The organism is Azospirillum oleiclasticum (assembly GCF_013423485.1).
GTDB classification, from domain to species: Bacteria; Pseudomonadota; Alphaproteobacteria; order Azospirillales; family Azospirillaceae; genus Azospirillum; species Azospirillum oleiclasticum.
Window position 1 is genome coordinate 322,993 of record NZ_JABFFR010000005.1, and the last position, 12,428, is coordinate 335,420.

15 protein-coding genes are annotated in these 12,428 nt (G+C 71.2%); 3 read left to right on the forward strand and 12 right to left on the reverse strand.

Features of this window, described 5'->3' with window-relative positions; all coding sequences use genetic code 11:
- Nucleotides 1-7 precede the first annotated feature (7 nt).
- From HL658_RS09250 to HL658_RS09260, 3 genes are all read left to right on the forward strand, one after another.
- The gene (locus HL658_RS09250; RefSeq protein ID WP_180281654.1) at nucleotides 8-634 is read left to right on the forward strand and encodes a TetR/AcrR family transcriptional regulator; all 627 of its coding nucleotides are present in this window, start codon (nucleotides 8-10) and stop codon (nucleotides 632-634) included.
- A gap of 115 nt (nucleotides 635-749) precedes the next feature.
- Entirely contained in the window at nucleotides 750-1,949 is a 1,200-nt protein-coding gene (locus tag HL658_RS09255) for a M24 family metallopeptidase (RefSeq protein ID WP_180281655.1), read from the forward strand.
- A gap of 11 nt (nucleotides 1,950-1,960) precedes the next feature.
- On the forward strand, nucleotides 1,961-3,517 hold the full coding sequence (locus tag HL658_RS09260; protein ID WP_180281656.1) for a gamma-glutamyltransferase family protein: 1,557 nt from the start codon (nucleotides 1,961-1,963) through the stop codon (nucleotides 3,515-3,517).
- A gap of 13 nt (nucleotides 3,518-3,530) precedes the next feature.
- Here HL658_RS09260 and HL658_RS09265 read toward each other — a convergent pair whose 3' ends face one another.
- From HL658_RS09265 to HL658_RS09320, 12 genes are all read right to left on the reverse strand, one after another.
- The gene (locus HL658_RS09265) at nucleotides 3,531-3,737 is read right to left on the reverse strand and encodes a DUF6494 family protein (protein WP_180281657.1); all 207 of its coding nucleotides are present in this window, start codon (nucleotides 3,735-3,737) and stop codon (nucleotides 3,531-3,533) included.
- A 42-nt stretch (nucleotides 3,738-3,779) separates the two neighbouring features.
- Nucleotides 3,780-4,340: a GNAT family N-acetyltransferase gene (locus tag HL658_RS09270; RefSeq protein WP_180281658.1), complete on the reverse strand. Its 561-nt coding sequence runs from the start codon at nucleotides 4,338-4,340 to the stop codon at nucleotides 3,780-3,782.
- 16 nt (nucleotides 4,341-4,356) lie between these two features.
- Nucleotides 4,357-6,351: a protoglobin domain-containing protein gene (locus tag HL658_RS09275; RefSeq protein WP_180281659.1), complete on the reverse strand. Its 1,995-nt coding sequence runs from the start codon at nucleotides 6,349-6,351 to the stop codon at nucleotides 4,357-4,359.
- Between the two features lie 217 nt (nucleotides 6,352-6,568).
- Nucleotides 6,569-6,790: a hypothetical protein gene (locus tag HL658_RS09280; protein WP_180281660.1), complete on the reverse strand. Its 222-nt coding sequence runs from the start codon at nucleotides 6,788-6,790 to the stop codon at nucleotides 6,569-6,571.
- A gap of 159 nt (nucleotides 6,791-6,949) precedes the next feature.
- The gene (gene pqqE, locus HL658_RS09285; protein WP_180281661.1) at nucleotides 6,950-8,047 is read right to left on the reverse strand and encodes a pyrroloquinoline quinone biosynthesis protein PqqE; all 1,098 of its coding nucleotides are present in this window, start codon (nucleotides 8,045-8,047) and stop codon (nucleotides 6,950-6,952) included.
- On the reverse strand, nucleotides 8,044-8,325 hold the full coding sequence (gene pqqD, locus HL658_RS09290) for a pyrroloquinoline quinone biosynthesis peptide chaperone PqqD (protein WP_180281662.1): 282 nt from the start codon (nucleotides 8,323-8,325) through the stop codon (nucleotides 8,044-8,046). The genes pqqE and pqqD overlap by 4 nt, the downstream gene beginning before the upstream one ends.
- Nucleotides 8,322-9,098 carry a pyrroloquinoline-quinone synthase PqqC gene (gene pqqC / locus HL658_RS09295; protein ID WP_180281663.1) on the reverse strand — a complete coding sequence of 259 codons (777 nt, stop codon included), beginning with the start codon at nucleotides 9,096-9,098 and terminating at the stop codon, nucleotides 8,322-8,324. The genes pqqD and pqqC overlap by 4 nt, the downstream gene beginning before the upstream one ends.
- Complete coding sequence (pqqB, locus tag HL658_RS09300; RefSeq protein WP_180281664.1) at nucleotides 9,095-10,024, reverse strand: pyrroloquinoline quinone biosynthesis protein PqqB; 930 nt, start codon at nucleotides 10,022-10,024, stop codon at nucleotides 9,095-9,097. Before pqqB ends, pqqC begins: the two co-directional genes overlap by 4 nt.
- A 73-nt stretch (nucleotides 10,025-10,097) precedes the next feature.
- On the reverse strand, nucleotides 10,098-10,229 hold the full coding sequence (gene pqqA, locus HL658_RS36995) for a pyrroloquinoline quinone precursor peptide PqqA (protein ID WP_246337403.1): 132 nt from the start codon (nucleotides 10,227-10,229) through the stop codon (nucleotides 10,098-10,100).
- A 59-nt stretch (nucleotides 10,230-10,288) separates the two neighbouring features.
- The gene (locus HL658_RS09310; RefSeq protein ID WP_180281665.1) at nucleotides 10,289-10,840 is read right to left on the reverse strand and encodes a rhodanese-like domain-containing protein; all 552 of its coding nucleotides are present in this window, start codon (nucleotides 10,838-10,840) and stop codon (nucleotides 10,289-10,291) included.
- 171 nt (nucleotides 10,841-11,011) lie between these two features.
- On the reverse strand, nucleotides 11,012-11,659 hold the full coding sequence (locus HL658_RS09315; protein WP_180281666.1) for a response regulator: 648 nt from the start codon (nucleotides 11,657-11,659) through the stop codon (nucleotides 11,012-11,014).
- Nucleotides 11,660-11,810: 151 nt separating this feature from the next.
- A complete protein-coding gene (locus tag HL658_RS09320; protein WP_180281667.1) occupies nucleotides 11,811-12,410 on the reverse strand; it encodes a pentapeptide repeat-containing protein in 600 nt (199 codons plus the stop codon).
- Nucleotides 12,411-12,428: the final 18 nt, after the last annotated feature.

Here is a 12,428-nt window from a genome sequence, read left to right on the forward strand (position 1 = left end):
CGCCGGTATGTCAGCCGCCAACGCCGCCGACGGGAGCGATCCCGGAAAGCGCTCCCAGATTCTGGAGGGGGCCCGCCGGGTGTTCCGCGCGTCCGGCTTCGACGGCGCCAGCATGGGGGAGATCGCACGGGCGGCCGGCGTCTCCAAGGGCACGCTCTACGTCTATTTCCAGAGCAAGGAGGCGCTGTTCACCGCGCTCGCCATCGAGGAGAAGCGCGGGTTGGCGGAGGCGCTGTTCCGGCTCGACAGCGCCGACCCCGACGTGTGGGCGGTGATGCGCCGCCTGGGGCTGACCTTCCTGGCGCTGATGGTGCGGCCGGAGCATGTGTCCACCGTCCGCATGGTGATCGGGGTGGCCGAGAAGTTTCCCGAACTGGGCCAGGCTTTCTACGACGCCGGGCCGACGCACGGGTGTTCGCGGCTGGCCGCCTATCTGGACGCCCAGGTCGCCGCCGGCCGGCTGGACATCCGGGACACGCCGCTGGCGGCCCGCCACTTCCTCGACCTCTGCCAGGCCGGCGCGCTGCGCCGCCTGCTCTTCGCCGCCGGGCCGGAGCCGACGGAGGAGGAGCGCGCCTATCTGGTGGACGAGGCGCTGCGGGTGTTCTTCGCCGCCTATGGGGTGAAGGGCTGAGTTCTTCCCGCCCGCCACCGGCGGGGGGGGGGGGAACAAACCGTTTGCGCACCAACACCCATCGCTGTCACCCTTCCGCCGGTACCGGAACGAAGCAGGGGACGCGAGGGGCGCGATGGGGACGGGGCCTTCCAGGAAGATCGAGCTGTTCGGGCGTGCGGAGTTCATGGACCGCGTGGCCCGCACCAAGGCGCGGATGGTGGAGCAGGGCATCGACCTGCTGCTGGTCGCCAGCCCGGCCAACCAGTTCTGGCTGACCGGCTATGACGGCTGGTCCTTCTACACCCCGCAGATGGTGGTGGTGGCGCTCGACGAGGAGGAGCCGCTGTGGTTCGGGCGCAAGATGGATTCGGTCGGTGCCCGCTTCACCGTCTTCATGGGGGAGGAGCGCATCGTCCCCTACCCCGACGAGTATGTCGCCTCGCGCGAGCGCCATCCCATGCAATACCTCGCCATGCTGCTGAAGCAGCGGGGGCATGGGACCAAGCGGATCGGGGTGGAGACGGATGATTACTACTACACCGCCCGCTGGCACGACATCCTGACGCACGACCTGCCGGACGCCACCTTCGTGGACGCCTTCCTGCTTGTGAACTGGTGCCGGCTGACCAAGTCGGAGCGGGAGATCCACTATCTGATGGAGGCCGGGGCCATCGGCACCGCGGCCATGACGGCTGCGGTGGAGGCGTGCCGCACCGGCGTGCGCCAGTGCGACGTGATGGCGGAGCTGTACCGCGTCACCATCGGCGGCACGCCCGAGATCGGCGGCACTTTCCCCTGCAAGCCGCCCAACGCCATGGTGGGGGAGCTGTGCACCGCCCCGCACCTGAGCTGGACCGACGAGGTCCTGCAGCCCGGCGACCTGTTCTACATCGAGCAGGGCGGCGTGCGGCACCGCTACCACGCGCCGCTGTCGCGCTGCGTCTATCTCGGCACGCCCACGCAGGCCATGCTGGACACCACGGCCGTCATCGTCGAGGGGCTGGAGGCGGTGCTGGACGCCGTGAAGCCCGGCGTCGTGCTGGAGGAGCTGGAGGCGGTCTGGCGCGGCGTCATCGCCCGCCACGGCATCGAGAAGGACAGCCGCATCGGCTACCCGGTCGGCATCGGCTACCCGCCGACCTGGGGCGAGCTGACCTGCTCCATCCGCAAGGGCGACCGCACGGTGATGGAGCCGGGCATGACCTTCCACTGCATCCCCGCCCTGTGGCTCGACCAGTACGGGTTGGTGGTCAGCGAGTCCTTCGTGGTGACCGAGGGCGGGGCCAAGCCCTTCGGCAGCGTGCCGCGCGTTCTGTTCGCGCGCGACGCCTGAGGGCCGGCGGCATGTTCGTCCATCGCCCGATCGTCATGGGTGACGCCGGCATGGTGGTCAGCGGCCACCACGCGGCGTCGGAGGCCGGGGCCGCCGTGCTGCGGGCCGGCGGCAACGCCATGGACGCGGCGGTCGCCGCGTCGGCCGCGCTGTGCGTCGCCATCCCGCACATGAATGGTCTCGGCGGCGACGTGATCGCGCTGCATTACGAAGCCGCCACGCGCCGCACCACCGCCATCAACGGCAGCGGCCGGGCGCCGCTGGCGCTGACGGCCGACGCGGTGCGGGCGGCGGGGCACGCGGCGATGCCGCTGCGCGGGCCGCTGTCGGTGTCCGTCTGCGGGCTGGTGGACGCGTGGGAGCGGGCGCTGGCGCGCTTCGGCACCCGGCCGCTGGCCGGGCTGCTGGAGCCGGCGGAGGAACTGGCGCGCGCGGGCGTGCCGGTGGATCTCGTGCTCCAGACCTTCCTCGACGGGGCGGAATACCGGGAGCTCGCGGTGGAGCATCCGGGGCTGGCCGCCCTTTACGGGCCGCCGGGACTGCGCCCGCTGGGCGAGCGCCTCCGCAACCCGGCGCTGGCAGCGACCATCGCGGCGGTGATCCGCGGCGGGGCGGACGCCTTCTACCGCGGCCCGGTCGCGCGCGCCCTGGCGGCGGACCTCGCCGCCGCCGGCTCGCCGCTGACGTTGGAGGATTTCGCCCGCCACGACACCCGCTTCGACGAGCCGCTGACGGTCGGCTTCGCCGGCCGGCGGGTCAGCGCCGCCCCGCCCAATTCGCAGGGGCTGGTTCTGGCGGTGCTGGCCGGGCTGCACCAGCGCGCCAACCCGGCGGGGCCGGTGCCGCTGGAACCCGCGGCCTATCTGCGCGACAAGGCCGCCGCCTTCCGCCTGCGCGCCCGCGCTGTGGACGACCCGGAGCTGGCGGAGCGGCCGGACGGGTGGCTGACGGCGGAGGGGCTGGACCGGCTGGCGGCGGAGGGCGAAGCCCCACCGGCGCACCGGCCGACCGGCGACACCTCCACCCTGGTCGTCATCGACCGTTGGGGCAACGCGGTGAGCTGGGTGCAGAGCCTGTTCGAGAGCTTCGGCAGCGGCGTCGTCTCGCCGGAGACGGGGCTGGTGCTGCACAACCGGCTGGGGCTCCAGGGCCTCAACCCCGGCGATCCCTGGCCGCTGCGGCCGGGCCGCCGCCCCTTCCACACCCTGTGCCCGGCGCTGGTGGAGGGTGCCGGCGGCTGCGAGGTGGCCGTCGCCACGCCGGGCGATCATGGCCAGCCGCAGACGGTCTTCCAGGTGCTGCTGCGCCTGTTCGCCGAGGGGGCGCATGTGCAGGCGGCGGTGGAGGCGCCGCGCATCCGCCACGACGGCGGGCGGGAGGTGATGGTGGAGGACCGCGTGCCTTCGGCGTGGCTGGACGCCATCCGCGCCGCCGGCTTCGAGCCGCGCGGCGTCGGCCCCTGGTCGCGGCTGATGGGCGGGGTGAACCTGATCCGGCGCCAGCCCGACGGGCTGCTGATGGGTGGCGCCGACCCGCGGCGGGCGGGCTACGCGGTGGCGGCGGGGTAGGGCGTTGCGGCCGCTATTCGAGCCGGATGTCGCCCTCGACCTCGTGCGTGAAGTCGCTGCCGTCGATTGACAGGATAACGCGGGCGTGCAGCGTCTCGGTGCCGGTCAGCCGTCGGGCGGCCATCGCCTCCCCGACGAAGCGCTCGATCTCGCGCTGCGACGAGACGCCGACCGCCTTGAGGAACTTGCGGACATCCATGTTCAAGGTGTCGTCGTTCATGCGGCTCTCCCCGGCTGGCGCAACCGGGGAGTCAACCCGCGGCTAGGCCGGAGGGTTCCGGTGCCGCGGGCGGGCCCGCCACTCCTCGCGCGTCTGGCCCCACACATCGACCACCGCGTCCTCGAAGGGCGGCGGCAGGTTGGTGCGGCGGAGGATGCGGGAGCCGAGGCGGCGGGCCACAGCCTGGGACGCCACGTTCTCCGGGTCGATGCAGTGGATCACCTCGGTCCAGCCGAGCGTTTCGAAGGCCCAGTCGATGGCCGCCGTCGCCCCTTCGGTGGCGTAGCCGCGGCCCGCGAACTCGCGCAGGATGCCCCAGCCGACCTCGGTGCCCGGCCAGCCCTCCGGCTGCCAGGGGCCGAGCCGGCCGACCCAGCGGCCGCTCGCCTTCTCCACCACCGAGAACATGGAGAAGCCCTGCATCGCCCAGGCGCCCGCCATGGTCAGGAAGCCGCGGAAGGCGGCGGCGCGCGGCTGCGGGCCGCCGATGAAGCGGGCCTGCTCCGGATCGGCCATGAAGACGGCCCATCCCTCGAAATCCTCCGGCCGGATGGTGCGGAGGATCAGTCGCTCGGTTTCCAGGATGGGGTGCGGCTCCGGCATCGCGGGGTCGTCCGGTTCAGGCGGCGGCGCGCTGGGTGAACTCGACGCCGAGCCGGTCGAGCTGAGCGATCACCCGCCGGGACAGCTCCTCCAGCTCCACCATGCGGGCCTGCGCGTCGGCGGGCCGGCCGTCGCAGACGGCCTCCACCACCTCCCGTCCCTTGCCGTGCACATGGCGGTGCGGTTCGAGCAGGCCGCGGAAGGCGGGCAGCTCCATCATCACCTCGTCGGTGATGTTGTCGTACCAGCGGCCGAGGCGGCAGGTGTGATGCGTGGTGAGGTCCGCGGGCAGCAGGCGGATCCGTCCCGCGACCGCCTCGGCGATGCGGGCGACGTAGGCGCGGTGGTCGTTCTTGGTGGTCTCGATCAGCCGGTCGATGCTCGCTTTCGACAGCCGGTCGACCTTGGCCGTGGGCACGGTTCCGCCGACGACATGCAGGTGGTGGAAACCACCGGTGCAGGCGACCACCTCCGCCTCGACGCGGATGTCCTCCCCCGGGATGGCCAGCACGACGCGGGTGCCGACCGTGCAGTCCTCCTCGCAGAAGGCCATGGCGCCCTTCTCGGACAGGTCGTAGAGGACCACCTTGCGGGTCCGGCCGCCGGCCTGCACTTCCGCGTCGATCATGGCGGCGCGGCGGCGGTCCTGCCGGCGGTCGGCCATCTCCGACGAGGTGCGCACGGCCTTGATCAGCAGCTTGCGCATGCTGGCCATCGACTCGTCCATCCGCATGGCGCTCTCGCCCACCGCATGGGCGGCGGTGTCGGCGCGCCGGACACTGGCCGACACCGACCCCATCAGGCGGTTCACATCCTCCGCCCGGCCGGCGGTGACGCCGACGTTCCGCGCGATCTCGCTGGTGGCCGCGGTCTGCTCCTCCACCGCGGCGGAGATGCCGGCGGCGATCTCCTCCATGGAGCCGATCGCGCGCGACACCTCGTCGATCATGCCGACGGTGTCGCGGGTCACCTGCTGGATGGTGCCGATGCGGGCGGTGATGTCCTCCGCCGAGCGGGCTGACTGGTTGGCGAGGTTCTTCACCTCGCCGGCCACCACGGCGAAGCCCTTGCCCGCCTCGCCGGCGCGCGCCGCTTCGATGGTGGCGTTGAGCGCCAGCAGGTTGGTCTGGGCGGCGATGCTGCCGATGATCTCGACCACCCGGCCGATCTCCTCGGCGGCGGTGCCGAGGCGGTCGACGACGGCGCGCGTCTCGTCCATGCGGCCGACGGCCTCGCGCGCCGCCATGGCCGACCGGCCCACCTGGCCGGAGATTTCGGCGATGGAGGCGTGCAGCTCCTCCGCCGCGGCGGCGACGGTCTGGGCCGAGGTCAGCGCCTCGTTGGCCGCGCCGGAGGCGGCGTCGGTGTCCTGGCTGACCGATGCGTTGACGCCCGCCATGGTGTCGGCGCTGTTCACCAGGTCGGTGGTCAGGCTGGAGACGCTTTCGACGGTGTCGATCACCTGATGGTCGATGCGCGAGATCATCTTGTTGATCTCCCGCTCCTGCGCCTCGGTGGTCGACTCCCAGTAGGTCGTCAGGGCGTATTCCAGGTCGAGCAGCACCGCCCGGCTGACCGCCGCGGTCGCCTCGGCCAGGGTACGGCGGCTCCCCGCGGTGTTCAGGATACCGGTCCGCCGCTGCGTCAGCACGGCCAGCAGCTCGCCCAGGATGAAGGCGTAACCCGACACGTACCAATGCTGGCTGAGGCCGATCCTGAAATGTGTCTGGCCGATGCGCCGGGCGGACTCGCGGAACGCATCGTCGAACCGCCCTTCGAACAGCACCGCCCAGTGCCGCGACTGCGCCTCCTTGGCGCGGCGCAGCATGTCGGGTGCCGTGAATTTGGCCGCAACGTCCGGTTCCGTCATCACCCGCTCGTAGAAGCGGTCGAGGATCGCGGGCAGCGCCGCCATGATCACCGGCTTGACCGCAAGAAGTGTGTCCGCGGTGCTGGTGTCCATACCCATGAAGGCACGTAGCCGGTCGGAATCGGTGAGCTGGGCGGCCATGTCGGTCACACCTCCGTGATGAACGGGCGCGAAGTAACATGGAGGGCCTTAACAATCAATTTCGGCTTTCGGCCGGCCGGATCCGGCGGAGATCATCCATTACGGCGGCTAAGTAATTTCGTTGACTTGCGTGGAACGGAAATTACCCGTACGGAAACGGAAAAGGGCCGCGAAAGTCGCGGCCCCTTTTCCCGGATCATTGGTCGCCGTGCGGCAATCAGTCGCGCATCAGCTCCGGCAGGTTCATCGCGCTGCGGCCGATGTCCTGGCGGCTGAGGCCGCGGGCGGCGAGGTCGGTACGGCTCATGGCCGACAGCTCCTGGTACACGGCGTAGGCGGCGGTGGCCTCGCCCCAGGCGGTGAAGAAGTCGCGGACGGCGCCCAGCAGGCGGGAGGGGGCGGCGGCGTGTCCGATGTGCGAGGCGGTGAGGGTGGTCATCGTCGGTCTCCTCTTGTCTGGTGAGGAGAATGTAATCTGGTATACCCAATGCCACACGCGCGGAGTCTGCAAGGCCGTGTTGCAGAAACGCATGACTGCTCGACGTTGAGTTGCTGAATTTCCGTTGGGGCGATTGTCAGTTCAGGAAGCAATCCGGCGTCAGCCGGCAGCCCCGCGGTAGCGCCACGGCACCTCCGCCGCCGCGTCGCGGTCGCGCAGTTCGGCAACCGTGCCATGGGCATCGGACAGCTCGCACACTGGGTCGGTGGCGGCGGCGTCACCGGCCAGCGCCAGGGCCTGACACCGGCAGCCGCCCCAGTCCTGTTCCTTGCGGTCGCAGCTTTGGCAGGGTTCGGGCATCCAGGCGGTGCCGCGGTAGCGGGCGAAGGCAGCGCCGTCCCGCCAGATGGCGGCGAGCGGCCGGTCGAACACCGTCTCGAACTCCAGGCCGGGGATGGTCTCCGCCGCGTGGCAGGGCAGGACGCGGCCGGACGGGGTGACGTTCATGAAGCGCCGGCCCCAGCCGCCCATGCAGGCCTTCGGCCGCCGGGCGTAATAGTCGGGCACGACGTAATCCACCACGATGCGGCCCGCGAGCGACGGCAGCCGCGCCCGAACCGCGTGGTCCATGGCGATGAGCTGTTCGCGGGTGGGCAGCAGGGCGGCGCGGTTGGTGAGGCCCCAGCCGTAATACTGCACGTTGGCGACCTCGATCCGCCCCGCACCCAGCTCCAGCGCAAGGTCGATGAAATCGTCCACCCGCTCGATGTTGTGGCGGTGCAGGACGGCGTTGATGGTGAGCGCGAGGCCCGCCTCAACCACCGCCCGCGCGACCTCCAGCTTGCGGGCGTGGCCGCCCTTGAAGCCGCCGATGCGATCGGCGCCCTCCGGCTCCACATCCTGCAGGCTGATCTGCACATGCTGGAGCCCGGCGGCCTTCAGCCGCGCCAGCCGCTCCGCGTCCAGCAGCACCGCCGAGGTGATCAGGTTGCTGTAGAGCCCGACCGCGGTGGCGTGGGCGACCAGCGCCTCCAGGTCGCGGCGCACGCAGGGCTCCCCGCCGGAGAAATGGATCTGGAGCGCGCCGGCATCCGCCGCCTGGTCGATCACCCGCTTCCAGCCGTCGGTGTCCAGCTCCCGGCTCGCCGGGTCGAGCGCCAGCGGGTTGGAGCAGTAGGGGCAGCGGAGCGGGCAACGGTGCGTCAGCTCCGCCAGCACGGCGTAGGGGGCGTCGACGTCGGCGGCAGTGCAGCTCATGGCGCGAGGTATCCCTTGAGGCGCAGGTCGGCCAGCAGTTCCAGCACGTCGGTGGCGATCTCGCCGCGCGGGGCGTCGTACTCCGCGGCCAGAGCGTCGATGGCGCCGCCGATGGTGGGGGCGTCGGGCCCGGTGCAGGCGCGCAGCACCGCCAGCGCGGTGTCGTCCAGCGTCAGCACCCGTTCGGGCGCCATCAGCATCCAGGCGCCGCGGTTGCGGTCGTGGCGCAGCATGACGCCGGGCGCCAGACGCACCCGGCTGTCCTCGGCCACCGTCATCGGCTGTACCGGGTGGGCGTCCTGTCGTCGGGCACGAAGGCGCCGGGCGGGATCAGGCCGGGGGTGACGTAGGCGTGGTGCAGCGCGTCGAGCTGCGCCCACAGAAGCTCCGTCTTGAAGCGCAGCGCGCGGATGCAGGCCTGCTGCTGCTCGCCCGTGCGGGCGTTCTCCAGGACATATGTCAGGCCGAAATCCACGTCGCGCGGCGCCTCGTCCAGCCGCTTGCGGAAGTAGGAGAGGGTGCTGTCGTTGGCGAAGGCGTAGTAGCGCTCGAACCCGGCGATGCGCTCGCGGTGGATGGCCGGCGCGAAGAGCTCGGTCAGGGAGGAGGCGACGGCCTCCAGCAGCGAATGGTCGCGCACGAAATGGACATAGGCGTCCACCGCGTAGCGGGTGGCGGGCAGGATGCCCTCCAGCGAGCGCACATAGTCGCGGTCGAGGCCCAGCCCGTCGGTCAGCCGCAGCCAGCGCTCGATGCCGCCGACCTTGGACTCGTCCGGTTGGCCGTCCTGCCGCAACCCGTCATGGTCGAGCACGCGCTGCATCCACACCCGGCGCAGCGCCGGGTCGTCCATGCGGGCCATGATGGTCAGATCCTTGCGGGGGATCGAGACCTGGTAATAGAAGCGGTTGAGCGCCCAAGCCTGGATCTGGCCCTTCCCCAGCTCGCCGCCGTGCAGGAGTTTGTGGAAGGGGTGCAGGTCGTGGTACTGCCGCTCGCCGATGGCGTTGAGGGCGGCGGTGAACTCCTCGCGCGACAGAAGCGTGCTCATGGCGTCAGCTCCAGCCCGTCATGGGCGATGCACCACCCCGCCGCTTCCGCGGCGCGCCGCTCGGGCGTGTCCTCCAGCAGGACGGGGTTGGTGTTGTTGATGTGGATGAAGACCTTGCGGCGGACACCCAGCCCGTCGAAGGCGGCGATGCTGCCCGCCGGGCCCGACATCGCCATGTGGCCCATCCGGGCCGCGGTCTTTGATCCGGTGCCGGTGCGGATCATCTCGTCGTCGGTCCAGGTGGTGCCGTCGAACAGCACCAGAGCCGCCCCGCGCAGGCGGTCGGCCAGCCAGCCGGGCAGGGCGGCGCAGCCGGGGATATAGAAGAAGCCCTCGCCCCCGTCGGTCGGCGTCACATGGAGCGCCACCGTGTCCTCGGGCTGGGAGCCGAAGCCGGGACCGGCGCCGGCGTCTTCCAGATAGAGCGCCACCTTTCCCGGCACCGCGAAGGCCTCGACCTCCAGCCCCAGCGGCTTGCCGTTGGCGTCGGCGGGGCGGAACGGAACGCCGAGGGTCAGCGGGCGGCGCTCGACCAGCGCCGGGTTCAGCACGTTGAACACGCTGTTGGCGGCCAGCACACCCAGCACCCGCGGCGTGGCGTAGACGGCGAAGGGGTGGGATTCCCGCAGGGTCAGCAGGCCCGCGGCGTGGTCGATGTCGGCGTTGGTCAGCAGTGCCGCGGCGATCGGGTTGCCGCGCACCATCCCCTTGGGGTGCAGCCGCGGCTGCGCCAGCAACTGGGCGCCGAGATCGGGCGAGGCGTTCAGCAGCAGCCAGCGCTTGCCGTCGGCGCTGACCGCGATGGAGGATTGGGTGCGCGGGCGGGCCGCCGGATCGCCCGAGCGGGCGCGGCGGCAGCCGTCGCAGGCGCAGTTCCATTGCGGGAAGCCGCCGCCGGCGGCCGAGCCGAGAACCAGAATGTGCATGATGCGCCCTTGCGCAATCGGGCGCCGCCACCCTGGGGGTAAAGTGGCGGCGCCCGACCGAGGTTCCAGTGAATCAGAGCGCCGCGCAGGCGTAGGCGTTGATTTCGGTGCCGACGGCGATCTCGGTGGTGGTGGGCTTGCGCCAGGTCTTCATGATCGTTGCTCCCTTCGTCTTCCGTGTTGCGGCCGTTTCCCGACCGGACATCAGCGTAACGGTGGGGATCGCTGCCGCGCCATGATACCATGGTTCAATGCCCCAACGGTTCAGGGGACCCCCGGTAGCAAAGGAGGTACCTCCTCCGTCGGAAGGCCGGCTTCGATCCAGCCGTCCATCCCGGCCGGGTACCAGTGAACGTTCCGGTATCCGAGCGAGAGGGCGCGCTTGGCCGCGTTCCACGACATCCAGCAGTCGGCCAGACAATAGAACAGCAGCGCGCGTCCGACGTTGCCGCCGGTCATGCGATGCAGCACGGTCGCGAACCAGGCGGCCGTCCCCGCGTCGGGCGCGCCGGTGCCGACGTTGGGCAGCCACAGGCTGCCGGGGATCTGGGGCCGTGGTGCCGGGAGCAGCCAGGGCGCGCCGGGCAGGGTGCTGCGCTCCAGCTTCAGAACGTTGATGGGGATGGCGTCGCCGCGCTCCAGCAGGGCGCGCACGCCGTCGGTGTCGAGCGTGGTGGCGCCGGCCAGCCCGTCGGGGGTCGGGGCGCGGTAGTCGGACAGCCGGTAGCCCTCCGGCTCCGGCACGCCACCGGCCAGGACCGGCGGGGTGAACAGCAGCAGCGCGGCGCACAGCGCCGCGGCGGTGGGGCGGGGCATGGGACGATCCTTCAGCTCCCTCGCCCGCCTCCGGCGGGAGAGGGAAGGGGCCCACGCCCGCGGCGTGGGAAGGGCGTGGGCTTCGCTTCTCGGGATGATCCAGCCCTCACCCTCTCGCTTCGCAGGTCCCTCCCTCTCCCGCCGGAGGCGGGAGAGGGTATGATTGCGACATCACCGCCGCACGGCGGCGCGGCCGGCGATCACCACCGCCTGGGTGCGGCTGTAGACCTTGAGCTTCTGCAGGATGGCGGAGACGTGGGCCTTCACCGTGGTCTCGGTGATGCTCAACTCGAAGGCGATCTCCTTGTTGAGCTTGCCGGTGCCGAGCAGCTCCAGCACGCGCTGCTGCTGCGCGGTGAGGGTGGCGACGCGGCGCGCGATCTCCGCCGTTTCCCGCTCCTCCGCCTCGTCCTCGGCGCTCACCTCTTCCGCCGTCGGGGGGAGGTAGACGTCGCCCAGCAGCACCTGGCGCAGCGCCCCGGCGATGGCGTCGCGCGGGGTCGATTTGGGGATGAAGCCGGCGGCGCCGGACTGGATCGCGTCGCGCATCAAGCGCCGCTCGTCGTGGGCGGAGACCACCACCACGGGCGTGGCGGGGAAGCGCCGGCGCAGCATGCGCAGCCCCGCCAGCCCGTCCATGCCGGGCATGTTGAGGTCGAGCAGCACGAGGTCGAGGTCGCCGCGCTCCTCCAGCGTGCTGACCACGCCGTCGAGCGCGTCGGCCTCCAGCACGTCGGTGGCCTGGCAGGAATAGAGCACGGCGCTGCGCAGGGCGTCGCGCACCATCGGGTGATCGTCGGCGATCAGAATGCGGGTCATGGCGTGTTGTCCACGCTTTTCCAGGAGAGCGTTTCCTCGAACATGATCATGACAGACCCGGCGATCCGCGGCCAAGGGAAATGCCGGGTGTGCCAACGGTAAGTCCTTCCATCGCGCGTCGGTGTGCTGCGGCGGGATGTCGCAGCGCCGCTCACCAGTCGAACGGGCAGCCGCTGCACCCTTCCATGAAAGCGCTCTGGAAGATCGCGAAGCGGATCTTCGCCCCTTCCATATGGGCGTTCATCATGTTGGCGTCGTAGAGCTTGGCCTCCTGGAGATTGCTGTTGGTCAGGTTGGCCCCGACCAGGCGGATGCCGTTGGCGCGGATCATCTCCAGATTGGCGGATTCGAGATCCGCCCCCTCGAAATCCGCCTTGGCGGCGCGGGCGAATTCCAGGTTCGCGCCGACCATCCGCGCACCGCGGAAGGACGCCCCCTGCAGGAAGGCGAGCCGCAGGTCGGCGGCGGTCAGGTTGGCGCCGGCCAGCTTCGCCCCGGTCAGGTTGGCGTGGCGCAGGTCGGCGCGCGACAGGTCGGCACCGCGCAGGTCGGCGCCGCGGAGATCGAGATCATGCAGGTCGCGGTGGCGCAGGTCGGCGCCGGGGCAGGAGGCCTGCGGCCCGAGAACGCAGCCGCCGGCGGCCGGCGGCTCCGGCCCGTCGTCGATGTCCTCGGCGGTGGCGGGCGTGACGGCGAGCAGCACAACCAGCGCCGCCGGGATGAAAAGACGGTCCAGCAGGGTCGAGACCATGGCGATCGTGTCCTCCGG

What these genes read in the sequence shown, in the direction of transcription:
- HL658_RS09250 (WP_180281654.1), top strand. Translation starts at nt 8, where the DNA reads ATGTCAGCCGCCAACGCCGCCGACGGGAGCGATCCCGGAAAGCGCTCC.
- HL658_RS09255 (WP_180281655.1), top strand. Translation starts at nt 750, where the DNA reads ATGGGGACGGGGCCTTCCAGGAAGATCGAGCTGTTCGGGCGTGCGGAG.
- HL658_RS09260 (WP_180281656.1), top strand. Translation starts at nt 1,961, where the DNA reads ATGTTCGTCCATCGCCCGATCGTCATGGGTGACGCCGGCATGGTGGTC.
- HL658_RS09265 (WP_180281657.1), bottom strand. Translation starts at nt 3,737, where the DNA reads ATGAACGACGACACCTTGAACATGGATGTCCGCAAGTTCCTCAAGGCG.
- HL658_RS09270 (WP_180281658.1), bottom strand. Translation starts at nt 4,340, where the DNA reads ATGCCGGAGCCGCACCCCATCCTGGAAACCGAGCGACTGATCCTCCGC.
- HL658_RS09275 (WP_180281659.1), bottom strand. Translation starts at nt 6,351, where the DNA reads ATGGCCGCCCAGCTCACCGATTCCGACCGGCTACGTGCCTTCATGGGT.
- HL658_RS09280 (WP_180281660.1), bottom strand. Translation starts at nt 6,790, where the DNA reads ATGACCACCCTCACCGCCTCGCACATCGGACACGCCGCCGCCCCCTCC.
- pqqE (WP_180281661.1), bottom strand. Translation starts at nt 8,047, where the DNA reads ATGAGCTGCACTGCCGCCGACGTCGACGCCCCCTACGCCGTGCTGGCG.
- pqqD (WP_180281662.1), bottom strand. Translation starts at nt 8,325, where the DNA reads ATGACGGTGGCCGAGGACAGCCGGGTGCGTCTGGCGCCCGGCGTCATG.
- pqqC (WP_180281663.1), bottom strand. Translation starts at nt 9,098, where the DNA reads ATGAGCACGCTTCTGTCGCGCGAGGAGTTCACCGCCGCCCTCAACGCC.
- pqqB (WP_180281664.1), bottom strand. Translation starts at nt 10,024, where the DNA reads ATGCACATTCTGGTTCTCGGCTCGGCCGCCGGCGGCGGCTTCCCGCAA.
- pqqA (WP_246337403.1), bottom strand. Translation starts at nt 10,229, where the DNA reads ATGTCCGGTCGGGAAACGGCCGCAACACGGAAGACGAAGGGAGCAACG.
- HL658_RS09310 (WP_180281665.1), bottom strand. Translation starts at nt 10,840, where the DNA reads ATGCCCCGCCCCACCGCCGCGGCGCTGTGCGCCGCGCTGCTGCTGTTC.
- HL658_RS09315 (WP_180281666.1), bottom strand. Translation starts at nt 11,659, where the DNA reads ATGACCCGCATTCTGATCGCCGACGATCACCCGATGGTGCGCGACGCC.
- HL658_RS09320 (WP_180281667.1), bottom strand. Translation starts at nt 12,410, where the DNA reads ATGGTCTCGACCCTGCTGGACCGTCTTTTCATCCCGGCGGCGCTGGTT.